Source organism: Klebsiella sp. CN_Kp113, from assembly GCF_040064585.1.
Taxonomy (GTDB): Bacteria; Pseudomonadota; Gammaproteobacteria; order Enterobacterales; family Enterobacteriaceae; genus Klebsiella; species Klebsiella michiganensis.
This window is the reverse complement of the sequence record NZ_JBEAID010000022.1, coordinates 254,823-279,214: the sequence shown is the minus strand read 5'-3', so window position 1 is coordinate 279,214 and position 24,392 is coordinate 254,823. Positions and strand designations below refer to the sequence as shown.

Genomic DNA, 24,392 nt, shown 5'->3' with positions numbered 1-24,392 from the left:
CGGTCAACTGGCCTTACAGCCCTTTTTTCGCCAGCTCTTCTTTAAAGTTGTCGCGGGTAATCAGCACCACGTCGGTTACCGCGGTGAATTTCGGCGGTTCAACGTCTTTTGTCACCCAGTTGTAAAGCATTTCGCTGGTTTTATAGCCGTGAATATCCGGGCTTGGCAGCAAAGAGCCATAGAAACCGGTGGCCTGCGCTTTAGAAAGTTCGTTCACCGCATCGACGCCGTTGATACCGATCCCGATAACGTCAGGCGCTTTAAAGCCCTGGCCTTCGGTGGCGCGCACGCCGCCCAGCACGGTGTTGTCGTTCATGCCGACGATCAGCCAGTGCTTAACATCAGGATGTTGAACCAGCATGGAGTTACCGGCGTCAAACGCGCCGGGGATGTCGTTAGATTTGGTTGGCACGCGATAGATTTGTTGCTCCGGGAAACCGGCGGCTTTCAGAGCGTCCATTGAGCCGGTAGTGCGGCGGCGGGCGGTATCCAGCTCGTCGGAAGTAATGGCCATAACCGCGGTATCCTTCACGTCCCAACCGCGTTTCTGCATCTCTTTATAGAGCTCCTGCCCCTGGCGCGCGCCGATTTCGCTGGCCGCCATCATCACCAGCGGTACGCTGTCCATCGGTTTGCCTTTGGCGTTGACGAACTGGTCATCAACGGTAATCACTTTCATATCATAGCCGCGCGCTTTGGCGACAATGGCCGCCCCGAGCTTCGGATCCGGGGTGCAAATGACGAAGCCTTTGGCTCCGCTAGCCGCCAGGCTATCTATCGCGTTCAGGGTTTTCTCGCCGTCGGGCACAGCAATTTTAATGACATCGAAACCTAAATCTTTACCGGCCTTATCGGCAAATTTCCACTCGGTTTGAAACCATGGCTCTTCAGGCTGTTTCACCAGAAAACCCAGCTTAAGCGTCTCAGCCATAGCTGATTGTGACATAACCGCGGCAAGACCGATTGCCGCCAGCGCTTTAGTAAATTTGTGCATGGTAAACTCCAGCTTTAATTCGCTTTTATGTAGGGAATAATAAGTCTTAAATTTTTAATCGGACGAAAAACAAGGCATTAGAAAAATCTCAACGCTGAGTGCCGTTGTTTAAATAGTATTAACCGGAAATTATTTCTCCATACGAGAGCCCAATCACATCGCGGAATTACAGTAATTGCGTGCATATAAACAGCGAAAAATGACATAAAAAAAGCGCTAATTGTCAGACAATTAGCGCAGGCCGTAGCAATATTCTCTATATCATCAGCAGAGTTATCCCTGTAGAGATTACCAGCGACAATAAATGTGCTCCGCATGATTGCGAACGGGCGCCTCATCCCCCAATAAACGGGCGGCTACGGTAAAAGAAAAGTCAAAAACGTGTCCCAGGCCTTTACCGCTAATCAAATTACCGTCCTCCACTACCGCCTGGTCCACGTACTCTCCGTCCGTAACGTGCTGCCATAACTCTCCCGAACAGACGTAGCGTCGCCCCTTGAGCAGCCCGTTGCCGCCGAGCACTCTCGCTGCCGCCGAACAGATCGGACAGATCAGCTTTCCCGCGGTATCGTGGGCCGAAATAAACGCCACGACGTCCCGGCTGGCGGCAAGATTGACGCTTCCCTGCGGGCCGCCGGGCAGAACCACCGCGTCGTACAGTATCCCGGCGCGCTCTGTTAGCGTGCTGTCCGCCACCATGGGGATATCGTGATAGCTCACCACCGCGCGCGAATCGGCGCAGGAGAGCAGTTCGACATCGAGGTGTAAGCGGCGAAGAATATCAATCACCACAATCGCTTCACCTTCCTCAAAACCCGGTGCCAGCAGCACCGCAACTTTTTTCATTTCCGACTCCTTCAGATAGCCTGTTAGCAATAATGTGTTTACAAAAGCAGCATCTTTTTAAATTAACCTCATCATTTTCTCACTCGCAGGCTATCACAAAATAGAATTATTAATCATTATTTTTAAAACTCAATTTCAACAAAATCATTAGAACTGCTATCAATTAATGAGGCGTGGAAATAAAAACATTTAAAATCAGCTAAATAAACTTATTTGCGTTCGTTAAAAATCAGACTTTATTCTTACAAAAGACCCTCTTTTCAAGATAAATACGGATGTTGTAACGAAATGTAAATATCACTCATTGAGAGTTTTCTTAATTCAAATATGGCGCTATTCTATATTTGTTGAGATAAGAAATTTAATTCAAACGGCTGTACAGAAATCCTGAATACTATTACTCAGGACTCTCTCTGTGCACCGTAATTTCTAAGGCGACCCTGATGTAGATGCGTCAAGATATGACGCCCGCCCCCTCCAAAGTGAATAAGGATATTTGTATGGCCGTACCAGGAATGGTTCAAAAGCTGAATAACCAGATGAATCTTGAGTTCTATACCTCAAATTTGTATCTGCATTTGAGCGAATGGTGTACTCAGCAACGGTTGAACGGTACCGCCACTTTTCTCCGTAACCGAGCGCAAGCCAGCATCACGCAGATGATGCGGGTCTTTGATTTTATGAAAAAATCAGGCGCCTGGCCCGTTGTGAAAGCAGAAGGAACCTACGGCACTGAATGTTCGTCCCTGGAAGATCTCTTTAGCAAAACCGTGGAAGATTATCAGCAGCGCAGCACGATACTTTCCAGCCTGGCGGAAGAGGCGAAGGCGCAAAGCGATGAATCAACCCTGCGTTTTCTGACGCTGCTTGCTGAAGAGCAGGATCAGGATGGCATGCTGCTGGAGACCATTCTTGAAGAAATCCGTCATGCGAAAAATGCCGGAACCAGCGTACAACAAACCGATAGCCACCTGCTGGATCTGGTCAGTCAACAGCGCGTATAACGCCATGCCGGCGGATGCTCGCCGGCGATAAATCATCAGAACTCGCCTGTTCGGGCCAGCGCTCTCTTTAATCACAGGTTCCCTGTCCCCCTTCTTTTTCGGCGCTTCGGCGCCGTTTTTATTCCAGAAAAGCATTAAAAACTTTTAACCAGATCTCATTCCTGCTCCGCCGGAGGAATTAGCAGGGTATTGGTGATCTGGATCACGTTTAAAACTACGGGTTGAGAATATAAAAACACTGTTTCAAAAATTTAAAACACGGAGTTTACTTTAATGGCAAGATATACGGCTTCAGCCCCACAGGGGCTGCAGGGAAGACCGATTTTGTTACGCCATCAGTTAGCCTACGGCGGCGGGAATTTACTGGGAAGCGGCGCACTGGCGATCAGCGGCGCATGGCTGCTCTATTTTTATACAACCTTCTGTGGGCTGACGCTGATCGAAGCCTCCTTTATTTTTTCCGTCGCCAGCATTATCGACGCAATTAGTAACCCGCTGATGGGCTATCTCACCGATAACTTTGGCAAAACGCGGCTGGGTAAACGCTTTGGTCGTCGCCGTTTCTTTTTGTTGATTGGCATTCCGCTGATGATGTTCTACCCGCTGCTGTGGGTAGAAGGCCTCGGCTTTTGGTACTACCTGTGCACCTACGTCGTCTTTGAAATCATTTATACCTCGATTATGGTCCCCTATGAAACATTGGCGACCGAAATGACCGACGATTTCTCACTGCGTTCAAAGCTTACCGGTTATAAAGCGATTTTCGGCAAACTGGCCAACTTTCTCGCGGCATTTATCCCCGGGCAGTTCATCCTGCTTTATGGTAAAGAATCCGCCACCCCGTTTTTTCTCACCGGGCTGACCTACGGCGTCATTCTTGTCGTGGCCATCTCCTGCCTGTGGTACTGCAGCTGGGAGCGTCTCCGCGAAGAGGAGATAAGCAAGGGAGAGAAAAAGGGACTGTTCAATACTCTGCTCATGCTGGCGAAAGATATGCGCTCAACGTTTTACCTGCGCGTATTCCGTAAACACCTGGGCATGTATCTCTGCGGCTTCGGCGCCGAGTGGCTTTTTGCCTCGATCTTCACCTACTTTGTTATATTCGTGCTGCAGCACGATCCGGCGATGGTGGCCGGGCTTAACAGTCTGAACTCCATCCTGCAGCTGGTATCAACGGCCCTGTTTATCGGCCTGTGCGTGAAGAAAGGTTTCAGTAAGCCGTATATTCTGGCACTGGGCGTGGTTATCTTTGCCGTTCTGCTCTACACCTCGCTGTGGTTCTTCCATCTGCCGGCGCATCTGGCCACCGTCCTGATGTTTGGCATTACCGTACTCTTCGGCCTGGGCACCGGCGGCGTGTACTATATTCCCTGGACCGTTTACACCTTTTTGGCGGATGTCGATGAAATCTATACCGGCCGTCGCCGCGAAGGGATCTATGCGGGAGCCATGACTTTCTCCGGTAAAATTTTGCGCTCGATTATCGTCTTTTCCATGGGGGCGATCCTCAGCTTCTACGGCTTTCAGTCGAAAGCACATACGCAGCCAGAGAGCGCGGTCACCGCGATTGCGGTGGTGTTTTGTGCGGGTGTGATTCTGCTGGCGCTGGCAGCCATTGTGTTCAGTAAGCAGATGAAACTCGATCGCAAGGCGCATCTGGTAGTGCTGCAGGAAGTCGCGCGTATTAAAGCAGGCGGTAAGATCGCCGATATCGCACCGGACGTTCGCCTTGTCGTTGAAGATTTAGTTGGCCACCGGTACGAAGAGTGCTGGGGCAACAGCAGGCTGTTTAAAGATACGCAGGAAGGCGCCGTTCAAACCGCCGTCTCCCACTAACAGGTGATAACGCCCCGCTATCACAATGATGGCGGGGCTGACGCCGCTAGTGCGCTTCTTCCTGCGGGGTGAATTTCAGTTCAATCAGCGCGATGGCCTTTTGTACCGCCCGCAGGGTCACCGGGTCAGCCGATGCCGGGTGGCTGGCAAAATCGATGGCTTTCAGCTGGGTGGTCATTTTTTCGCGCACCTCGACGGGGGCGATGACGTCGATGACGTCAAGGATCTGTTTGATAACTAACTGGCAGGCAACCACGTCAGAGACCAGCTCGTCGTGCTCGGTAAGATGTTGAGACATTTTTCACTCCTTTTTTCAGGAGCGTAATAGTACCCTAAATTCCGGGATATAAAAAAACCTGCCGCAGCAGGTTTTTTTATCAGAACATAGCGCCAGGCGGTACGTCTTTGAAGGTTTTGCAGTAGTTTTCGAACATGCTCTTCAGGATTTTGCGCAGTTTCATGGTTGACTCCATTTTTGTTATGCAGGTGTTAATGCATTGATGGTTATAATATGACTTACATCACAAAAATCAATCTAAACGTGCGCTAAATCACCTATTTTTTACAAAAATAATTTAACTTTTAAACAAAATGGGCAGAACCGGATAGTGAAGAGCCGAACGCTCCGGACCAATCTGCGCTCTCTTTGCTATGGCAGCGACACAATAATGAGTACAAACACCTCTTCCAGGGACGACCGTTCTTTTTCAGCACCTGCGCTGCTGGTGGCTGGCGCCTTTTTTATGGAGTTTCTCGATGGCACGGTGATAGCCACCGCCCTGCCCGACATGGCGAAAGATTTTGGCGTGACGGCGGTCGACCTCAATATCGGGATTAGCGCTTATCTTATTACCCTTGCGGTTCTGATACCGGCCAGCGGCTGGATCGCCGATCGTTTTGGCGCGCGGAAAATCTTTACTCTCGCGCTGGCGATTTTTACCCTGGCGTCGGTATTTTGCGGGCTGTCGACCAACGTCGATGTGTTCGTCGCGATGCGTATTCTGCAGGGGATAGGCGGCGCGCTGATGGTGCCCGTTGGCCGGCTGGCGGTACTACGTACCACACCGAAGCACCAGTTGATTAAGGCGATTGCCACCCTGACCTGGCCGGCGCTGGTCGCGCCCATTATTGGCCCACCGCTGGGCGGATTTATCACCCGCTACGCCAGCTGGCACTGGATCTTCTTTATTAACGTGCCGCTCGGGCTTATCGCTATCGCCCTGTCGCTGCGTATCATTCCGAATATTCGCGAAGATGAGCAGCGCCCCTTCGACCTTTCCGGCTTTGTTGCCACCTCGGTGGCGATGGTTAGCCTGGTCGCCGCCATGGAGCTGCTCGGCGATCGCCAGCCTCTGGGCTGGCAGACGCTGGCGCTGCTGACGTTGGGCCTGGGCTGTATGCTCTTCGCGCTGCGGCACTTCCGCCGCACCAGGTGGCCGATGGTGCGCCTTGATGCGCTCAAGATCCCCACCTTCCGGGTCACCATGTACGGCGGTTCCCTGTTCCGCGGCTCCATTAGCGCCGTGCCGTTTCTGCTGCCGCTGCTTTTCCAGGTCGGATTTGGTATGGACCCCTTCCACTCGGGGCTGCTGGTGCTGGCCGTGTTCGTCGGCAACTTAACCATCAAGCCCCTCACAACGCCGCTGATCCGCTGGCTGGGCTTTCGCCGCCTGCTGCTGATTAACGGCGCATTAAACGTTTTGTCGCTGCTGGCCTGCGCTTTTTTAACGCCGCAAACGCCGGTTTGGCTGATCTTTGTGATTCTCTATCTTGGCGGGGTCTTCCGTTCTATCCAGTTTACCGGCATCAGCACGCTCGCGTTTGCCGATGTGCCTTCCGCGCAAATGAGCTACGCCAATACCCTGTTCAGCACCGCGTCACAGCTGGCCGTGGGGCTGGGCATCACGCTCGGCGCGATAGGCATTCGTCTTGGGGAAACGTTCAGCGAATGGTTTACGCTTTCTCACCTGCCGGGCATCAGCTTCCGCCTGTCGTTTATTTTTATCGCGGTGATTTGCCTGGTCGGCATGATTGATAGCCTGCATCTGGCCAAAGAGGCGGGTAGCAGCGTATCGAACAAAAAGAAGTAGCCAAAGAAAAGGCCAGCAGCGCTGGCCTTTAGCATCTCATCATGACGGGATATTAACCGACGATCTGGCGCACAAACGCTTCGATCTCTTTATCCTGGCAGTTCTCAAAGAAGCACTGCTGGAAACGAGGGCCAGAAACGGCGGTTTTCACCAGCTCCGGATCGATCGCGCGCAGCGTATCCAGATAGTTTTCCTTAACCACGGCCGCTTTAACCGCGTTCAGGATCCCGGCGTTACGCACCTGAGGCTCTTTACGCTCCGGCGGATAACCTTCGCCGTTGCGGCCGGTAAAAGCTTTTTCAAAGATAAAGCGTACGTTCAGCTCTGCGCCCCAGCCAAAACCCTTCGCAAACGGCAGAGAAAGCGCGTTACCGTTGTTGATCTGCGCAAACAGGAAGGCATCAGCAGGGTCGATACAGTAGCCGCATACCACGCCAGGGTGAATATTCAGCGACATCAGCGCGCCCTGCCCGGTACCGCAGCCGGTCACCACAAAGTCCACCGCTTTCGAATTCAGCAGGATACTGGCCATGATCCCCAGATGAATATAGGTCAGATGATGATCGTTTTCATCGCTCATACCGACGTTGTAAACCGGGAAGCCTTTTTCTTCAGCAACGGCGTTTAACTCATTGAGGATGATGGCGTTTTTGTTCGCCTGGCTGTTTTCCATCATCAGTGCGATTTTCATGCTTTACTCTCCTGAATGCTCTGCGGGCACTCCCGCGATAGTTCGTTAGCGTTGCTATGAACAATACTACCTTACGAACATACTTTCAAATTTTATGAAAAGTTGTTTTATAAATTGCATCTCACCTCACACTTTTGACTTCCGCCCCCGGCTGGTACGGCATCCCCCCGCCCTTACCCGCGTCAGGCTAATCCCGCCGCGGCCATCGGGCGGGTCTATTTTCACCGCTAAATTAGGCTCAACGATTTTTCGCATAGAATATTAAATTAAAACCATTCTCATTATTTTTAAATCGCCAATGCGTGTTATTCCCATTTGCATTATTAATAAATGATTTTATTAATTTACTTTTTGCAAATAAATTAATAACAAATTATAGTGAGCGCACAATAATCCTTAATTCTATTTTCCGGAGCAGCCTGATGCTAAAAACTGAAATGATCGACAAGCTGAATGCGCAGATGAATCTCGAACTTTATTCCTCTCTGCTTTATCAGCAAATGAGCGCCTGGTGCAGCTACCACAGTTTTGAAGGCGCCGCCGCGTTTTTGCGTCGCCACGCGCAGGAAGAAATGACCCATATGCAGCGCCTGTTCGACTATCTGACCGATACCGGCAGCCTGCCCTGCATCACGGCTATCGCCTCACCTTTCGCCGAATATGCGTCCCTGGATGAGCTATTTCGCGTCACCTACGAACATGAACAGCTGATTACGCAGAAAATTAACGAACTGGCCCATGCGGCAATGACCAGCCAGGATTATCCAACATTTAATTTCCTGCAGTGGTACGTTGCTGAGCAGCACGAAGAAGAGAAACTGTTTAAATCCGTTATTGATAAATTGACCCTTGCCGGTAAAAGCGGTGAAGGCCTGTACTTTATTGATAAAGAGCTGGCAACGCTCGACACACAAAATTAATCATTACGGCAGCGACGCCCGGCGTTCGCTGCCGTATGAGTATTAATGGCGGCAAATTTTACTTTCGTGCGTATTAAATCCTTCCTCAGCGGCAATAAATTTGCCTTTTTTCTGCAAAAACGCCACCAGCTCCGCCGCGCTCAGATTTTCCGCCGAGCAGGTATGGAATCGAACCTCTTTCCCAAAACGGTCGATAATCGCCGCTTCCAGCGTAGCAACAGTGTAAGACTCGCCTGATGAAATCATCATTTGCAGCACTTCGTGACCATGAATCGATGGCATAACCCCTCCCGTAAAGGCCGAAGAATAAACCAGCCAGGGCGGCGGATTCTTGCGCCAGCGCAGCTTTCGCGCAAACCTCTGGCATCGTAAAGTTATCATTACACTCCCTGTAACCCTCATTTGACGAACTCACTGATTTCACATACTCTGCGCGGCATAATTAATTGTGTATTCCGTGATGGATAGAGAAAAGCGTGAAGAACCGCACTCTGGGTAGTATTTTAATCGTTGCCGGCACCACAATCGGCGCAGGGATGTTAGCGATGCCGCTGGCCTCGGCGGGCGTGGGTTTCGGCGTAACATTTGGTTTGCTGATAACGCTGTGGGCGCTGATGTGTTATACCGCCTTATTGCTGCTGGAAGTGTATCAGCACGTGCCGGCTGATATGGGGCTGGGGTCGCTGGCCGCACGCTATCTCGGCCGCTACGGACAGTGGGCTACCGGGTTTTGCATGCTGTTTCTGCTGTACGCTCTCACCGCCGCCTATATTAGCGGCGCCGGCGAGCTGCTGGCCTCCAGCCTCAACCAGTGGCTGGACTGGCGACTGCCTCCTGCGGCAGGCGTCCTGATTTTTACCGGGATCGGCGGGACGGTAGTGTGTATCGGAACCTCGCTGGTCGATCTTTTTAACCGCTTTCTGTTCAGCGCAAAAATTATCTTTCTCGCCATTATGCTGGCTCTGCTGCTGCCGCATATTCACCAGGTAAATTTACTGACGCTGCCGCTACAGCAGGGACTGGCTCTGTCAGCGATTCCGGTGATTTTTACTTCGTTTGGTTTTCACGGCAGCATACCCAGTATTGTGAGCTATCTGGGCGGGGATATTCGCAAGCTGCGTCGGGTATTTGTCATCGGGAGCTTTATTCCCCTGGTCGCCTATATTTTCTGGCAGCTGGCGACGCTCGGCAGCATTGACTCTCCCGTCTTTACCGCGCTGCTGGCAAAAAATGCCGGGCTTAACGGGCTGCTGGAAGCTATCCGCGAAGTGGTCGCCTCACCGCACGTTGAGCTGGCGGTGCATCTGTTTGCCGATCTGGCGCTGGCGACGTCATTTCTCGGCGTGGCGCTTGGGTTATTCGACTATCTGGCCGATCTGTTTCAACGCCAGAACAGCGCCGGTGGACGGATACAGAGCGGCCTGATTACCTTTTTGCCCCCGCTGGCGTTCGCGCTATTTTATCCGCGTGGCTTCGTGATGGCGTTAGGCTATGCGGGCGTCGCGCTGGCCGTGCTGGCGCTCATGCTGCCTGCGCTGCTGGTCATGAAGAGCCGCAAACAGCATCCTGATGCAGCATGGCGGGTCGCGGGAGGCTCAGCGGCGCTGTGGCTCGTCCTGCTCTGCGGGATCGGCATCGTCGCGATCCAGTTTGCGATTGTCGCAGGCTTGCTGCCCGCGGTAGGGTAAAAAGAAGGGGCCATATTGGCCCCCTCTTTTATTTGGCTAAACAGCACTGCTTATATTTCTTACCGCTGCCGCACGGGCAAGGATCGTTGCGCCCCACCTTCGCCTCATTCCGGATGGGCTGCTGAACTTCCGCCGGCTGCGCGTGCTCAGTCCAGTAGTTATAAAGCGCCAGGGCGGCAGGACGAATTCGCTCAACGCTGGCGACAAACTCTTCCGCGGATAATTCATCAAGCGCCTCAAATCGCTCCTCGGTACCGTGCAGGGCAATCACGTCCAGCTCCGCCTGCAGCTCAGCCGGCAACGCGGACCAGTCGCTCAGCCCCACCCCGCGCATATAGCCGAAGCACCACTCTTCAACAATCGTGAGCTCCTGCCCTTCCTCTTCGCGGCTGCCGAACATCGGTTCGAACTGTTCGGGATAATCGCTCAAGCGCTCGGCGATATCGCTCATTTGCTGCAGCGTCAGGTTCACAAAACGATCCCGCTCGCGATCGTTGGCCCAGCGCGGCACGTTATCCGCTCCGCCCCAGATAGCAAGCAGCCACTGCGCGGGTTCAATCTCCGTCGGCCCGGAGAGAATGGCCGTCAGCAGCCCATCAAGCTCGGCAACGTCCATGATGGTGCCTTCTACCGCGTATTTCGACAGGATATCGTCCAGCCATTCAACTTCGCTTTCGTTCAGGGGTCCAGTTTTCATAAACAGGCTCATCGTCGTAAAAAATGGCGCTTACAGTAGCGGAAATAGCGAGAGAAAACCACCCGGCTACTCAAGGTTCAGGCTGCGCAGCGTCTCAGCAATCTCACGAAAGGCATCCGGCGAAAGCGGTAGCAGGGGACGCGGCAAACAATCCTCACCGCACATACCGAGGATCGTCGCCGCTGCGGCAGTGACCCGCAGGCTTCCGCCATACTTCCTGTAGAGCGTCCACAGCGGCTCCAGCCTGGCGCTTATTGCCTCCGCCCGCTGAGCCTCCCCCCGCGTCGCGGCCGCCGTCAGCTCTTTGGCGACGTGCGGGAACAGGCCGCCGCACACCGAATACCAGACTTCGCAGCCGGCGTTCAGGCCATCGGCCGCGCAGGCGTCTCCGCTAATCCCGATCGTCACCTCAGCCGGTAGCTGCCGCCGCAGGCTCTGAACGCGCCGTGTGACGTCATTTTTAGCGGGACCCGGTATTTTAATTGAGGCGATTCCCGGCAGCGCAGCGATCGCGCCTTTAAGCGCATCTGAGGTCGTCACATGCGTGGTAACGGGGTTATCGTAAACGCAGACGGGCACGGAGACTTCGCGGGTGACGGTCTGGTAAAAAGCAAAAATCTCCTCTTCCGTCAGTGGCTGATAGGCGATTGCCGGCAGGAGCAGCGCATTGGCGCCAGCCCGCTGCGCATCCTCTGCCAGACGAAGGACCCGATCGGTCCCCAACGCGCCGATCCCTGCCATAAGCGGCACCGCTCCGGCATGCGATTTGGCCTGTCGGATAACCTGCATTCTCTGCTCGCGGCTGAGCCAGGCATAGCTTCCCGTGGAACCGAGCACGCCGAGAGCATCGACGGCAGAGTCGGCGAGGCGAGTGACAATCCGGGCAAAAGCGGTTTCATCAACGCCATGCTGATGTAACGGAGTCAGAGGAAAAGCGCAGAGGCCAGTAAACATTTCATCCCCACTTATTGAGATAATGATAGATTGCCGACACAGAGTAACAACAGAAGCGGGTTTTGTCCTATGACAAAAATGAATGAGGTGGGGCTGAGGTTCAAAAGCGAGGTTATGGCAATACAAAAACAAAAAAACCACCCGTAGGTGGTTTCACGACACTGCTTATTGCTTTGATTATTCTGCTTTATCCCAATGGTACCCGGAGCGGGACTTGAACCCGCACAGCGCGAACGCCGAGGGATTTTAAATCCCTTGTGTCTACCGATTCCACCATCCGGGCTCGGGATAGAAATTGGAGGCGCGTTCCGGAGTCGAACCGGACTAGACGGATTTGCAATCCGCTACATAACCGCTTTGCTAACGCGCCTTAATGCTTGAACACCCGCTGATGCCGATGTTGTAAACTGGAGCGGGAAACGAGACTCGAACTCGCGACCCCGACCTTGGCAAGGTCGTGCTCTACCAACTGAGCTATTCCCGCATCATCAAGCTAATTTGCTAATTACTTGATTTTGTTATCGTCTGTCAGACAGTGCTGCCGTTCGATGCGTTGCATTCTACTTACCTGGCGCAATGAGTCAACGATATTTTTTAAAACCTTGTGTTGTTTGCTGAAAATTGCGCCGAAACGATCACTGATCAAGCAAATCGCCGCGCGCCGCGTTCAAATACTGCAGCATGGACCACAGCGTCAGCACCGCCGCCACGAGGAACAGACCAATCCCCGCCCATTCAACCCAGATATTTGGGCGCCACAGCATCCACACCAGCGCGGCCATTTGCGCCGTGGTTTTGACTTTGCCTATCCATGACACCGCCACGCTGCTGCGCTTGCCCAGTTCGGCCATCCACTCGCGCAGCGCGGAGATAATAATTTCACGCGCGATCATGGTGGCGGCCGGTAACGTCACCCACCAGGTATGGTAATGCTCGGCAACCAGTACCATCGCAATAGCCACCATGACTTTATCCGCGACCGGATCGAGGAAAGCGCCGAAACGCGTGCTCTGATTCCAGCGACGCGCCAGATAACCATCAAACCAGTCGGTCACCGCTGCGACGAAGAAAATTAGCGCACAGGCAAAAGGGGCCCAGGTAAACGGCAGATAAAACGCCAGTACAAAGAACGGGATAAGAATGACGCGAAACAGAGTGAGCAACGTAGGGATATTAAATTGCATAGTAACGGGTAACTATCTGTTGTAAGTAAAAATTAGCCCTATGTTGCTACAGAGCCCCTAATGTTTCAACGAGTAGAAGATCTTTTCTGCCAGACCGTGAGATATACCCGGTACTTGCGCAATTTCTTCGACGCTGGCTTTCTGCAACCCCTGCAGACCGCCCATATATTTCAGCAGCATCTGTCGGCGTTTGGGTCCGACCCCCTCAATGGTTTCCAGCGTGCTGGTGCTTTTTACTTTTGCCCGTTTCTTACGGTGGCCGGTAATGGCGTGATCGTGCGACTCGTCGCGAATATGCTGAATCACATGCAGCGCGGGGGAGTCCGGCGGCAGACTAAAGCCCTCGCCTTCCGGTTCAAAGAATAGCGTCTCCAGGCCCGCTTTACGATCGCTGCCTTTTGCCACGCCCAATAACAGAGGGTGACTTTTATCCCACGGCACGTCCAGCTCGGCAAAAACCGTCTTCGCCTGCCCAAGCTGGCCTTTACCGCCGTCGATCAGGATAACATCGGGAATTTTACTCTCTTCTATTGCCTTACCGTAGCGACGACGCAGGACCTGATTCATCGCCGCGTAATCATCTCCCGGCGTGATGCCGGTAATATTGTAACGGCGATACTCTGCGCGCAGCGGTCCGTTGCTATCAAAAACCACGCACGACGCCACCGTCTGTTCGCCCATCGTATGGCTGATGTCAAAGCATTCCATCCGATTGACGACCGGAAGCTTGAGTAATGTCGCCAGCGCCCGCAAACGTTGCGTAATCGTTGAATGCTGGGAAAGCTTGGTGGTCAGCGCCGTCGCGGCGTTCGTGCGCGCCAGCTTCAGGTAACGGGCGCGATCGCCGCGGGGTTTGGTCTGTACGTTAACCCGGCGCCCGGCCAGCTCTGAGAGCGAATCCGCCAGCAGGGTTTTGTCGCCCAGGTTAAAATCCAGCAGGATCTCGCCCGGCAGCGTCCGCATCTGGCTGCCCTGCAAATAGAACTGTCCGACAAAGGTTTCCACCACTTCACCGAGTTCGGTGCCATTCGGCACTTTGGGGAAATAGCTGCGGCTACCAAGGACTTTACCCTGGCGGATAAACAGCACGTGGACGCACGCCATGCCGGCATCAAACGAGACGCCGATAACATCCAGATCGTCACCGGTATTGGAGACGAACTGTTTCTCCGTTACCCGACGTACGGCCTGAATCTGGTCGCGGATCCGCGCTGCCTCTTCAAATTCCAGCGCCTGGCTGGCCTTTTCCATGCGGGCAATCAGCTGAGTCAGTACCTGATCGTCTTTGCCCGCCAGGAACAGGCGCACGTAGTCGACCTGCTGGGCATACTCTTCCTCGCTCACCAGTCCGGCAACGCACGGCCCCAGACAGCGGCCAATTTGATACTGCAGGCAAGGCCGCGAACGGTTGCGATAGACGCTGTTCTCACACTGGCGGATAGGGAAGATTTTTTGCAGCAGCGCTAACGTCTCGCGAACCGCGTAGCCGTTGGGGAACGGGCCAAAATATTCGCCTTTCGCATGCTTCGCCCCACGATGCGTCGCCAGGCGAGGATGCGTATCGCCGCTAAGGAAAATAAAGGGATAGGATTTATCATCGCGCAGCAGCACGTTGTAACGCGGCTGGTATAGCTTGATGTAATTATGCTCAAGCAGCAGCGCTTCCGTTTCGGTGTGGGTCACGGTAACGTCAATCTGGGCGATAAGCGCCACCAGCGCTTCGGTTTTACGCGAAGCCAGGTTGCTGCGAAAATAGCTGCTCAGCCGCTTTTTCAGGTCTTTCGCTTTGCCTACATAGATAACAGTACCGCCAGCGTCATACATACGATAGACGCCCGGCTGGCTGGTTACTGTTTTCAGGAAAGCTTTTGCATCAAAAACATCACTCACTGACTTGCTAACGACTCCGCATTGCACAGGCCATGGCGAATTGCCAGGTGCGTCAGCTCCACATCGCCGTGTATGTTCAGTTTACTGAACATACGATAGCGGTAGCTGTTCACGGTCTTGGGACTCAGATTCAACTGCTCTGAGATCTCGTTGACCTTCTGACCTTTAGTAATCATTAGCATAATCTGCAATTCTCGCTCAGACAAACTGGCAAACGGCGACTCCGCCTTCTCCGGTTCAATCTGGCTTAGCGCCATCTGCTGGGCGATATCAGAGGCGATATAACGCTGACCCGATGCCACGCAGCGAATCGCATTCACAACCTCCTGCGGCGCGGCGCCTTTACTGAGGTAGCCAGCAGCCCCGGCCTGCATGACTTTCGCCGGCAGCGGATTTTCCGTATGCACGGTCAGCATTATCACTTTGGCATCAGCAACGGAACGGGCAATTTTTCGCGTAGCCTCAAGGCCGCCGATACCCGGCATGTTCATATCCATCAGGACTACATCAACGGGATTCGCGCGGCACCATTTCACGGCATCCTCACCGCAGCAGGCCTCGCCGGCAACTTTAATCCCTTTTATATCTTCCAGAATGCGTCGTATCCCTGCGCGCACCAGTTCGTGGTCATCAACAAGAAGGACGTTGATCAAAGGAATATTCTCCAGAATTAGGGATAACGCTACTGATAGCTTATCTCCCACATATTACCGGGTTTTAACCTAATTTTGAAAGCCAAAAAATGTGCTGGGAAAGATTTCTTGCGCAATTATGGAAATTTGTCTGCACACCCGCTGGAAAGCCATACATAACATAGAGTTGTACAACAGTTATTTTTTAACATTCATCATACAGATTACGTAAAAACACAACACATTGCGTAGGCGATAAATATGTGCCTGAATATGTAACAATTATTAACACGAACACGGGGCGTACGAAAAAATTAACACGCTTAGATCTCATGAATACGTATTATTCAGTCAATTAAATCATTCACCACTCGGATGAAAGAACAGAAATCAAGCACTCCTTTTTTTTCCTTTGCTTGTGGTATACTGCGCCGCCTTCACTTTTAGTCATGCGCAATTGCGCAGAAAGCAATCGAGGATATAGATGAGCACTCCAGATTTTTCCACTGCGGAAAATAACCAAGAACTGGCACAGGAAGTTTCGTGTCTGAAAGCAATGATAACGCTGATGCTGCAGGCCATGGGTCAGGCTGATGCAGGCCGCGTGATTATTAAAATGGAAAAACAAATCGCGCAGATGGAAGATGAGGCTCAGGCTGCCGTATTCTCCAGCACCGTTAAGCAAATTAAGCAGGCATATCGTCAGTAATCAATTACCGGCTGAAGGTATTACTAACAGCCGGTCTTACGTCTGGCACGCAGAACAACACATGAGATCAAATTAGGCCCGTCGCTACGGCATAGCAGGCAATTTGGGTTTTGTTTGGCGCGTTGAATTTTCGCTGCATATTTTTCTGATGGAAATTGACGGTATTTTCTGAGATAGACAGAATCATTGCCACCTCAGCCGAGGTTTTCCCTTCCGCCGTCCATTTCAAAATCTCCAGTTCACGTCGACTAAATTTCATTTCCGGCGGCATAACCATCTCGTCCTCCAGGCGCAAAAGCGTCAGCAGGCTCAATTCGGTTAGCGTTCTTAAGCGCATCTCCAGTTCATCTTCCGCAAAGGGTCCCTGGCTATGGCTGGTTCCTGAAACGGATAAGAATCCCTGAGCATGGTTCGGCAGCGTCAGGCACTGCGTGACGCCCTTGCGTAATCCATGGTCGCGCGCGCCGTCCCATAATTCCGGTGTATCATGGAATAGCTTGTCGTTCCATGGCAGATGCCCACGAAGGAAATTCTCCTTGCGCAGCACCGGGTCGATCGCGAGATAATTCTCGGCTTGATAATGCGCCATCCAGGCCTGAGGATAGGTCGATTGCAGCGTCACCCTGGGCCGAGTAAAAGGCACGGGATGCCGTACGCAGAGTGCGAAGTAGTCATATTCCAGCCCTTTTGCTTCCTGCTGCAGAAGATGATAAACCCCCTCGCCTGCAGAAACGGACTGAAATTGTTGCAGCATTTCCCGCCGCCAGCTGAAAAAATCATTGTCCCTCATAACTAACCAAATAACTCCTGAGTGATAATCATTATTATAAATACATAAAACTAACACATAAATCCTGCTTATATGTATAAAAAATGGCAGCCACCGCATTTATTAGACTACGTCCGGCGAAAGTACCGGATACGTTAAAAAAATTATGCCAATTGATGTGGCACAAAACCTTGACAGATGTATCGTCGTTGCTTATGACCACCATCCGGACATGCTTTTTTTGCTGATAAACCGGTTATTCAGCGCTGCCCGGCCGCATCCGTCAGCACAAGCCTGAGCGAATGCGGCCGGCGCGGGGCGATTACTGCATCAGGAATTTTTCGAGGAACTGGCGGGTACGCGCGTGCTGAGGATTGGCAAACAGCGCTTTTGCTTCACCCTGTTCAACGATACGCCCCTGATCCATAAAAATAGCGCGGTCCGCTACGTCGCGGGCAAAGCTCATCTCATGGGTCACGATAACCATCGTGCGCCTCTCCTGCGCCAGCTGGCGAATGGTATTGAGTACCTCCCCTACCAGCTCAGGATCTAATGCCGACGTTGGCTCATCAAACAGAATGACATCCGGACGCATCGCCAGCGCGCGAGCAATCGCCACGCGCTGCTGCTGCCCGCCGGACAAACGACGCGGGTAGCTATTTTCTTTACCGGTAAGCCCAACTTTCGTCAGCAGTTCACGCGCCCGGGCGATGGATTCATTTTTATCCTCCCCTTTAACGATGACCGGCCCTTCGATAATGTTTTCCATCACCGTACGGTGGGGGAAAAGATTAAAATTCTGAAACACAAAGCCCACGTGCTGACGCAGGCGGCGAATGGCCGTTTTTTGCTGGTTGATGCTACGCCCGGCATCGATCGTCACGTCGCCTACGCGAATCGTGCCGCTTTCCGGCTGCTCCAGGAGATTAATACTGCGCAGCAGCGTCGTTTTCCCCGAACCGCTGGGACCGATAATCGCCACCACTTCCCCTTGTTGAACCTCAAGGTCGATACCATGAAGCACCGTCTGGCCATGGAATTTTTTCACCAGGTTTTTGACTTCAATCGCACTCATTTTGGATCTCGCTCCTGGCGGTTCAGCTGATTTTCAAAATAGTTTTGCAGCGTGGAAAGCACCGTTGCCATTACCCAGTAGATAAGCGAAGCGGCCAGGTACATGGTGAATACCTCCAGCGTCCGGGAGGTGATCAGCTGAGCCTGACGGAACAGTTCTGGCACCTGGATAGTTGCCGCCAGCGAGGTATCTTTCACCAGGCTGATAAAACTGTTGGAAAGCGGCGGTAACGCCACGCGCGCGGCCTGAGGAAGAATCGCGCGGCGCATTGCCTGCCAGCGCGTCATACCGATACTCGCCGCGGCCTCCCACTGCCCTTTATCAATGGAGGCAATCGCTGCGCGCAGCGTTTCCGCCGCGTAGGCCGCCGTGTTTAAAGACAGGCCGATCATCGCCGCGGGAATAGGATCCAGCTCGATGCCGAACTGCGGCAAGCCGTAATAGATCATAAACAGCTGCGCAATCAGCGGCGTTCCGCGAAAGATGGAGATGTACATCCGCGCCAGCCATTTAATCGGCCAGACGGGCGACATGCGCATCAGCGCCAAAATAAACCCCAGCACGAGGCCAAAAAACATGCCGCCAATGCTGAGCTGTAGCGTAAATACCGCGCCCTTCAGCAGAAAAGGCGCGGAATCAATAACCAGTTGGATACTCTCTTGCATTCTATGTGTTCTGCATTAGATATGAGGATGATAGGCGAACAGCGCAGGCGCGCCGCCGGTGTGAACAAACAGTATTGGGCCTTCATCCTTAAAGCGCTTCTGGCTGATACCATCAATCAATCCGGCCATCGCCTTCCCGGTATACACCGGATCCAGCAGGATACCTTCCAGCTGCGCCAGCAGCTTCACCGCCGCCATCCCTTCGTCGTTCGGTATTCCGTAACCCGGCGCAAAGTACTCATCCCACAGCTGAATACCGGCCTTTGCCTCCAGTTCCAGGCTATTTGCCACCGCCTGCTGCAGCGCAGCCACTTTTGGCAGCTGGTCAGCCACGCTGCGCGATACGGTCACGCCGATAAGCTCGGCATTGGGCATCAGCTGCTCCAGTCCCACGGCGAGGCCGGCATGCGTACCGGCGCTGCCGGAGGCGACGACCACGGAGGAGAGCTCGACCGCCCCTTCGCACTGCTGGGCAATTTCCAGCGCGCTCTCCACATAGCCCAGCGCGCCCAGCGCGTTCGAACCGCCAACCGGAATCACGTACGGACGATAGCCCTGAGCTTCAATGCGGGTCGCCAGCGCTTCCAGCTGAGCATTAGGATCGGTCAGCGCGTCGCACATTTCGACCTGAGTATTAAACAGGTCAAGCAGCAGGCGGTTACCGTTGGTCAGGTAGTTCTCAGCCCGGGTACCCATTGGATTCTCCAGCAGCGCCACGCAGTGCAGGCCCAGCTTAGCCGCCACCGCCGCCGTCTGGCGCACATGGTTGGACTGGATAGCTCCTGCGGTAATCAGGGTATCCGCCCCTTCTCGCAGCGCATCGGCAGCCAGAAATTCAAGCTTACGTAGCTTGTTGCCCCCCATCGCAAGCGGGGTCACATCATCGCGCTTGATAAAAATTTCGCGGCCAAGGTAATCGGACAAGCGCGGCAGATATTCCAGCGGCGTCGGCGCGCCAATCAGTTCCAGACGCGGGAATAGGGTTAAATTTTGCAGTGACATAAGACCTCCTGACTGAATTATCCTTGATTATGCACGCTGTGACGCGCGAAATAAAAAAAGGCGCTATCAGGAGCGCCTTTTTTCACCGCTGGCCGTTACTTCGTGACGTCAGCGCCAAACCATTTTTCCGACAGCGCCTTCAGGCTGCCGTCTTTTTGCATATCCGCAATGGCGCCATCAACCGCTTTCAGCAGGTCTTCATTACCTTTGCGCAGAGCGACGCCGGACTCCTGGCGAGAGAAGGCTTCACCGGTGACGGCAAGGGTGTTACCGGTTTTCTTCACCAGATCCAGCGCTGCCAGGCGGTCAACCAGGATGGCGTCAATTCGCCCTACGCGCAGATCCTGGTATTTCGTCGGGTCATCATCATAAGTCCGAATGTCGACGCCCTGTACGTTCTGGCGCAGCCACTCTTCGTAGTTGGTCCCCAGGCCGACGCCAACTTTCTTACCTTTCAGGTCGGCTGCAGTTTTAATCACGCCTTCGTTACCTTTTTTCACCAGCGCCTGGATCCCGGAAACGGTGTACGGCGTCGAGAAGTCATATTTTTGCTTACGCTGATCGGAAATAGTGACCTGGTTTATCACCACATCGATACGTTTAGAGTCCAGCGAAGCCAGCATGCCGTCCCATTTCGTGGGTTTAAGGTCAGCCTTCACGCCCAGATGTTTCGCCAGTTCATTAGCAAAATCCACCTCGAAGCCGGTCAGCTTACCGTCATCTCCCTGATAGCTGAATGGCGGATATGTCCCTTCCAGACCCACGCGTAGCGTGCCGCGTTCTTTAACCTGATTAAGCAGATTTTCAGCAGCAAAGGTTTTTACGCTGACGCCGGTCATTAATACGACGGCCATTGCGCCCATCAGCGCCTGACGACCCAGAAGTGCTAATTTCATAGATACCCCTAAAAGAGTGATATTTTGCTGTAGTGTAAGGCGTTTAACCTTAGTCACCAACATCGATACGCTACATCTTATTCCAAATTATTATATATGATGCCTTTTAGGGCATAGTGAAAACGTATCGAAAACATCTCCATTTTGCTGGATATCTCTCATACTGCAATGGTCAGCTTGATGACGTATGGAGCATGGAAGATGAAAAACCCCACGTTACTGCAGTGCTTTCACTGGTACTACCCCACCGGCGGCGAGTTATGGCGTGAAGTCGAAGCCCTGGCGCCAAACCTCAACGAAATCGGCATTAACATGATTTGGTTGCCTCCTGCCTACAAAGGCGCCTCCGGCGGCTACTCTGTCGGTTATGATTGCTACGATCTGTTTGACCTCGGCGAATTCGACCAGAAGGGGTCTGTCGCCACAAAATATGGCGATAAAGCCCAGCTGCTGGCCGCCATATCCGCCCTGCGCCAGCACGATATCGCCGTACTCCTTGACGTCGTGGTCAACCATAAAATGGGCGCGGATGAAAAAGAGCCGGTACGTATTCAGCGGGTTGATCAAAACGACCGCACGCAAATCGCCGAGGAGATTGTGGAATGTGAAGCCTGGACGCGCTACACCTTCCCGGTACGCGCCGGGAAATACTCTGAATTCATCTGGGATTATAAGTGCTTCAGCGGCATCGACCATATTGAGAATCCTGATGAAGATGGCGTGTTTAAAATCGTCAACGACTATACCGGAGAGGGATGGAACGATCAGGTTGATGATGAAATGGGTAACTTCGACTACCTGATGGGTGAAAATATCGATTTTCGCAATCGGGCGGTAACCGAGGAGATTAAGTACTGGGCCCGCTGGGTGATGGAACAGACCGGCTGCGATGGCTTCCGCCTCGATGCGGTTAAACATATCCCCGCCTGGTTTTATAAAGAGTGGATTGACCACGTCCAGGAGGTGGCGACAAAGCCGCTGTTTATCGTGGCGGAATACTGGTCGCATGAAGTCGATAAGCTCCAGCAGTATATCGACATGGTTGACGGTAAGACGATGCTCTTTGACGCGCCGCTGCAGATGAAATTCCATGAAGCCTCGCGGCAGGGACGCGACTATGACATGAGCCAGATTTTTAGCGGCACCCTGGTGGAAGCCGACCCGTTCCACGCCGTAACCCTGGTGACCAACCATGATACCCAGCCGCTGCAGGCGCTGGAGGCGCCGGTTGAGGCCTGGTTCAAACCGCTGGCTTATGCGCTCATTTTGTTACGTGAAAACGGCGTTCCGTCCGTCTTTTATGCCGACCTGTTCGGCGCCAGCTACGAAGATACCGGCGGCGACGGCGAGACCTACGCCGTTGAGATGCCGGTTATTGAGCAATTACACGAACTGATCGATGCCCGTCAGCGTTTTGCTCACGGCGTACAAACTTTGTGGTTCGATCATCCGAACTGTATCGCTTTCAGCCGCAGCGGTACCGAAGAGGATCCGGGCTGCGTGGTGGTGCTTTCCAACGGTGACGACGGAGAAAAAACGCTTCCTCTGGGGGAAAACTACCGTAATAAACGCTGGCGTGATTTTCTCGGCAACCGCGAGGAAGTGATTGAAACCGACGATGAAGGAAACGGGGTTTTTACCTGTAACGGCGGCAGCGTCAGCGTCTGGGTTATCGAAGAGGTGCTATAAAATACAGAGAAACACCGCGGGCTGAGAAGGGTTTCAGCCCGCAAAAAGCTTATTGCCCGCTTTTATCAGCCGAGGCCTTTTTCCATGCCTGTTCACACTCCGGGGTGAGACGATCCACCCGCTTGAGCGTCATCCGGTCGTAGCTCAGGGTATCGCCTTCGCGCTCAATCGGATAAACATCCAACGCGGAGGTGACGTTATAAACCGCATCATCACGCTTCATTAATTTACCCGGCAGGACGATAACCCGCTGCCACTGGCGACAGTCAAGGGTATTGCCCTCTTTGGTGACGATCAGGCTCGCAATCGCATCCGGGCTCATCATTTCACTCTGCGGGCCGGCCGATTGCCAGTATCCTTCCAGCCCAGCCGGCGCTGGCGCTTTAACAACCTCGCTGTAGCTATCAACCTGAACACAGCCGGCCAGGGCCAGCAGAGCGCCAGCAAACACTATCTTTTTCATCATCCATCCCACACACCGATAAAAAAACATTGTGGCATTAAAGCGTTAAGCTCGCCACCCTTCGCGATTCGGCAACAGCGAAGCAGGGCGAACGTCGGGCACACCCAATATGGTAAAAAATAGCCTTCGAATGTTAAGTTATTCTAACCCATCGAATAAAACCCATAAATCAGCAGGTGTTATTTTAACCATTCAATATAAGGATAATCCTATTTTAAAAAGCCGCTAAAATGGCAAACTTATATATGACGGGTATTTATTGTTTTTATTTCCTCCACATAGCGATTTGTAGCCTTTACTTTGAGAATATTCCTGGCAAATTATGGGGCTTATTACGGAATAGTTCAGGCTGCCTAATGGTTCCACGGCAGCAGTCGTTTTTTATTGCTAACAAAATGGACTTCATCGCGCTTGTCAGCGAGGAATAAATTATCGTTACGTGTTGATTGAGGATGGGTCATGTCAACGATTATCATGGATTTGTGCAGCTTCACCCGGCTGGGATTAACCGGGTACCTGACGGGCAGAGGGGTAAGGAAGCGCGATATCACTGAAGTACACAGTGCGCCGAGCCTGAAGGCTCTCTGCGAGACCAGCCGCCCTACGGTGGTATTTATCAACGAAGACTGCTTTATTCATCATGAAGAGAGCAACCAGCTTATCCGGCAAATCATTAGCCAGTATCCTGCGACGCTATTTGTTATCTTTATGTCGCTGGCGAATATACATTTCGATCACTACCTGCTGGTGCGCAAAAACTTACTTATCTGCTCTAAATCACTGACCGAAAAAGACCTGGACGACATCCTTGCCATCCGCCTGAAATATGAGAACTATCGTCCCACCCGGATTAATATCCCCACGCTGTCCTTAAGCCAGACCGAATCAAATATGCTGCAGATGTGGATGGCCGGGCACGGAACCTCGCACATATCAGCGCAGATGAACATTAAGGCCAAAACCGTCTCATCGCATAAGGGCAATATTAAAAAGAAAATTCATACCCACAACAAACAGGTGATTTATCATATCGTACGACTGGCTGAAAACATCACCTCCGGAATTCACGTCAACCTGCGTTGAAAGACGCTGGCGGCCGCTGCCGCCAGTTCACTTGAGGCAAATCACTCGTCCCGCTCAACGAAAATACCGTCGGGATGACCGTTCTCATTAAAAAACCAGATCCCGAGCGGGTAATCTTCCAGCGAAACCAGGTACATTACGCCTTCGCTAAACGACTCTATCGCCAGTACAACACCCGATCGACGTGGGCCACCATCGGTCTTCACCGTGACACGATCGTTTACCTGCATAACTCATCTCCTCTATTTTTGAGCCAGTGTAGAACAAAACTGCCGATCGCGCAGTGTCCTGCCCGGTAACTGCTGTTTTTGTAGACCGACTATACTTAAATAGCCCTGTCTGAGTTAAGCGAGGTACCCGCAATGAAAACCGCCAAAGAAAATCAAGGCGCAGGAAGCGTAGACGTTGACGCCCTGCTGGCGGCGATTAATGAAATCAGCGAAAGTGAAGTTCAGCGTACGCAAGACGATCCCCACCACGTCAGTATTGATGGCCGGGGTTACCACACCTGGCGCGAGCTGGCTGAGGCCTTTGAGCTCGATATCCATGATTTCAGCATCACGGAAGCCAACCGCTGAATTCTGAGCGAAAAAAATCCCGACTCGCAGGAGTCGG

At 52.8% G+C, this 24,392-nt stretch carries 27 protein-coding genes and 3 tRNA genes; 9 read left to right on the top strand and 21 right to left on the bottom strand.

Translation table 11 applies throughout. The features are described from left to right. Positions 1 to 13: 13 nt before the first annotated feature. Positions 14 to 994 (bottom strand): arabinose ABC transporter substrate-binding protein, encoded by a 981-nt coding sequence (locus ABLV30_RS15110; protein WP_014229864.1) that lies wholly within the window; start codon positions 992 to 994, stop codon positions 14 to 16. Positions 995 to 1,282: 288 nt separating this feature from the next. Further along, positions 1,283 to 1,840, bottom strand: a complete 558-nt coding sequence (locus ABLV30_RS15105) for a DJ-1/PfpI family protein (protein ID WP_032693589.1) — start codon at positions 1,838 to 1,840, stop codon at positions 1,283 to 1,285. Between the two features lie 500 nt (positions 1,841 to 2,340). Here ABLV30_RS15105 and ABLV30_RS15100 point away from each other — a divergent pair, with 500 nt between their 5' ends. Next, positions 2,341 to 2,844, top strand: coding sequence for a non-heme ferritin-like protein (locus ABLV30_RS15100; protein ID WP_048260981.1), 504 nt, complete (start codon positions 2,341 to 2,343; stop codon positions 2,842 to 2,844). A 324-nt stretch (positions 2,845 to 3,168) separates the two neighbouring features. Next, on the top strand, positions 3,169 to 4,680 hold the full coding sequence (locus tag ABLV30_RS15095) for an MFS transporter (RefSeq protein WP_265800328.1): 1,512 nt from the start codon (positions 3,169 to 3,171) through the stop codon (positions 4,678 to 4,680). Between the two features lie 46 nt (positions 4,681 to 4,726). On the opposite strand, the gene ABLV30_RS15090 is transcribed toward ABLV30_RS15095, so the two are convergent. Together ABLV30_RS15090 and azuC are read right to left on the bottom strand one after the other, a co-directional pair. Further along, entirely contained in the window at positions 4,727 to 4,978 is a 252-nt protein-coding gene (locus ABLV30_RS15090) for a DUF2766 family protein (RefSeq protein ID WP_014229868.1), read from the bottom strand. A gap of 79 nt (positions 4,979 to 5,057) precedes the next feature. Further along, positions 5,058 to 5,141: a stress response protein AzuC gene (gene azuC / locus ABLV30_RS15085; protein WP_014229869.1), complete on the bottom strand. Its 84-nt coding sequence runs from the start codon at positions 5,139 to 5,141 to the stop codon at positions 5,058 to 5,060. Between the two features lie 207 nt (positions 5,142 to 5,348). Here azuC and ABLV30_RS15080 point away from each other — a divergent pair, with 207 nt between their 5' ends. Then, entirely contained in the window at positions 5,349 to 6,770 is a 1,422-nt protein-coding gene (locus ABLV30_RS15080; RefSeq protein WP_049082494.1) for an MFS transporter, read from the top strand. A gap of 52 nt (positions 6,771 to 6,822) precedes the next feature. Here the strand turns inward: ABLV30_RS15080 and ABLV30_RS15075 are convergent, their stop codons facing one another. After that, on the bottom strand, positions 6,823 to 7,461 hold the full coding sequence (locus ABLV30_RS15075; RefSeq protein WP_014229871.1) for an RpiB/LacA/LacB family sugar-phosphate isomerase: 639 nt from the start codon (positions 7,459 to 7,461) through the stop codon (positions 6,823 to 6,825). Positions 7,462 to 7,883: 422 nt separating this feature from the next. On the opposite strand from ABLV30_RS15075, the gene ftnA reads away from it, so the two are divergent. Then, positions 7,884 to 8,381: a non-heme ferritin gene (ftnA, locus tag ABLV30_RS15070; RefSeq protein WP_004852185.1), complete on the top strand. Its 498-nt coding sequence runs from the start codon at positions 7,884 to 7,886 to the stop codon at positions 8,379 to 8,381. Between the two features lie 42 nt (positions 8,382 to 8,423). Here ftnA and ABLV30_RS15065 read toward each other — a convergent pair whose 3' ends face one another. Further along, positions 8,424 to 8,663, bottom strand: a complete 240-nt coding sequence (locus ABLV30_RS15065; RefSeq protein WP_004852186.1) for a YecH family metal-binding protein — start codon at positions 8,661 to 8,663, stop codon at positions 8,424 to 8,426. Between the two features lie 194 nt (positions 8,664 to 8,857). Here ABLV30_RS15065 and tyrP point away from each other — a divergent pair, with 194 nt between their 5' ends. Beyond that, positions 8,858 to 10,069 (top strand): tyrosine transporter TyrP, encoded by a 1,212-nt coding sequence (gene tyrP / locus ABLV30_RS15060; RefSeq protein ID WP_025106109.1) that lies wholly within the window; start codon positions 8,858 to 8,860, stop codon positions 10,067 to 10,069. A 28-nt stretch (positions 10,070 to 10,097) separates the two neighbouring features. Here tyrP and ABLV30_RS15055 read toward each other — a convergent pair whose 3' ends face one another. From ABLV30_RS15055 to uvrY, 8 genes are all read right to left on the bottom strand, one after another. After that, positions 10,098 to 10,766, bottom strand: coding sequence for a YecA family protein (locus tag ABLV30_RS15055; RefSeq protein WP_014229873.1), 669 nt, complete (start codon positions 10,764 to 10,766; stop codon positions 10,098 to 10,100). A gap of 66 nt (positions 10,767 to 10,832) precedes the next feature. Then, positions 10,833 to 11,720, bottom strand: a complete 888-nt coding sequence (locus tag ABLV30_RS15050) for a dihydrodipicolinate synthase family protein (protein WP_064358824.1) — start codon at positions 11,718 to 11,720, stop codon at positions 10,833 to 10,835. A 196-nt stretch (positions 11,721 to 11,916) separates the two neighbouring features. Next, positions 11,917 to 12,003 (bottom strand) — tRNA-Leu (locus ABLV30_RS15045). A gap of 13 nt (positions 12,004 to 12,016) precedes the next feature. Then, a tRNA-Cys gene (locus tag ABLV30_RS15040) sits at positions 12,017 to 12,090 on the bottom strand. Between the two features lie 38 nt (positions 12,091 to 12,128). Next, positions 12,129 to 12,204, bottom strand: a tRNA-Gly gene (locus tag ABLV30_RS15035). 151 nt (positions 12,205 to 12,355) lie between these two features. Then, the gene (gene pgsA / locus ABLV30_RS15030) at positions 12,356 to 12,904 is read right to left on the bottom strand and encodes a CDP-diacylglycerol--glycerol-3-phosphate 3-phosphatidyltransferase (protein ID WP_004122100.1); all 549 of its coding nucleotides are present in this window, start codon (positions 12,902 to 12,904) and stop codon (positions 12,356 to 12,358) included. Between the two features lie 57 nt (positions 12,905 to 12,961). Beyond that, the gene (gene uvrC, locus ABLV30_RS15025; RefSeq protein WP_025106107.1) at positions 12,962 to 14,794 is read right to left on the bottom strand and encodes an excinuclease ABC subunit UvrC; all 1,833 of its coding nucleotides are present in this window, start codon (positions 14,792 to 14,794) and stop codon (positions 12,962 to 12,964) included. Then, the gene (gene uvrY / locus ABLV30_RS15020) at positions 14,791 to 15,447 is read right to left on the bottom strand and encodes a UvrY/SirA/GacA family response regulator transcription factor (protein WP_004122102.1); all 657 of its coding nucleotides are present in this window, start codon (positions 15,445 to 15,447) and stop codon (positions 14,791 to 14,793) included. The genes uvrC and uvrY overlap by 4 nt, the downstream gene beginning before the upstream one ends. Before the next feature lie 463 nt (positions 15,448 to 15,910). On the opposite strand from uvrY, the gene ABLV30_RS15015 reads away from it, so the two are divergent. Continuing rightward, positions 15,911 to 16,135 (top strand): DUF2594 family protein, encoded by a 225-nt coding sequence (locus ABLV30_RS15015; protein ID WP_004122104.1) that lies wholly within the window; start codon positions 15,911 to 15,913, stop codon positions 16,133 to 16,135. Between the two features lie 67 nt (positions 16,136 to 16,202). Here ABLV30_RS15015 and sdiA read toward each other — a convergent pair whose 3' ends face one another. From sdiA to tcyJ, 5 genes are all read right to left on the bottom strand, one after another. Beyond that, positions 16,203 to 16,925, bottom strand: a complete 723-nt coding sequence (sdiA, locus tag ABLV30_RS15010; RefSeq protein ID WP_014229875.1) for a transcriptional regulator SdiA — start codon at positions 16,923 to 16,925, stop codon at positions 16,203 to 16,205. 301 nt (positions 16,926 to 17,226) lie between these two features. Next, positions 17,227 to 17,979: an L-cystine ABC transporter ATP-binding protein TcyN gene (tcyN, locus tag ABLV30_RS15005; RefSeq protein WP_004852203.1), complete on the bottom strand. Its 753-nt coding sequence runs from the start codon at positions 17,977 to 17,979 to the stop codon at positions 17,227 to 17,229. Further along, on the bottom strand, positions 17,976 to 18,644 hold the full coding sequence (tcyL, locus tag ABLV30_RS15000; RefSeq protein ID WP_004103458.1) for a cystine ABC transporter permease: 669 nt from the start codon (positions 18,642 to 18,644) through the stop codon (positions 17,976 to 17,978). The genes tcyN and tcyL overlap by 4 nt, the downstream gene beginning before the upstream one ends. Positions 18,645 to 18,659: 15 nt before the next feature. Further along, complete coding sequence (dcyD, locus tag ABLV30_RS14995; protein ID WP_025106106.1) at positions 18,660 to 19,646, bottom strand: D-cysteine desulfhydrase; 987 nt, start codon at positions 19,644 to 19,646, stop codon at positions 18,660 to 18,662. A gap of 95 nt (positions 19,647 to 19,741) precedes the next feature. Beyond that, positions 19,742 to 20,542 carry a cystine ABC transporter substrate-binding protein gene (gene tcyJ / locus ABLV30_RS14990; RefSeq protein WP_014229877.1) on the bottom strand — a complete coding sequence of 267 codons (801 nt, stop codon included), beginning with the start codon at positions 20,540 to 20,542 and terminating at the stop codon, positions 19,742 to 19,744. 201 nt (positions 20,543 to 20,743) lie between these two features. Between tcyJ and amyA the strand changes: the two genes are divergently transcribed. Continuing rightward, positions 20,744 to 22,231: an alpha-amylase gene (gene amyA / locus ABLV30_RS14985; protein ID WP_025106105.1), complete on the top strand. Its 1,488-nt coding sequence runs from the start codon at positions 20,744 to 20,746 to the stop codon at positions 22,229 to 22,231. 49 nt (positions 22,232 to 22,280) lie between these two features. On the opposite strand, the gene yedD is transcribed toward amyA, so the two are convergent. After that, on the bottom strand, positions 22,281 to 22,697 hold the full coding sequence (gene yedD, locus ABLV30_RS14980; RefSeq protein WP_161505342.1) for a lipoprotein YedD: 417 nt from the start codon (positions 22,695 to 22,697) through the stop codon (positions 22,281 to 22,283). 456 nt (positions 22,698 to 23,153) lie between these two features. Here yedD and rcsA point away from each other — a divergent pair, with 456 nt between their 5' ends. Next, positions 23,154 to 23,777 (top strand): transcriptional regulator RcsA, encoded by a 624-nt coding sequence (gene rcsA / locus ABLV30_RS14975; protein ID WP_025106103.1) that lies wholly within the window; start codon positions 23,154 to 23,156, stop codon positions 23,775 to 23,777. 41 nt (positions 23,778 to 23,818) lie between these two features. Here rcsA and dsrB read toward each other — a convergent pair whose 3' ends face one another. Beyond that, complete coding sequence (dsrB, locus tag ABLV30_RS14970; RefSeq protein WP_004136599.1) at positions 23,819 to 24,007, bottom strand: protein DsrB; 189 nt, start codon at positions 24,005 to 24,007, stop codon at positions 23,819 to 23,821. Positions 24,008 to 24,139: 132 nt separating this feature from the next. Between dsrB and yodD the strand changes: the two genes are divergently transcribed. Then, complete coding sequence (gene yodD / locus ABLV30_RS14965; RefSeq protein WP_014229881.1) at positions 24,140 to 24,355, top strand: YodD family peroxide/acid resistance protein; 216 nt, start codon at positions 24,140 to 24,142, stop codon at positions 24,353 to 24,355. Positions 24,356 to 24,392 lie beyond the last annotated feature (37 nt).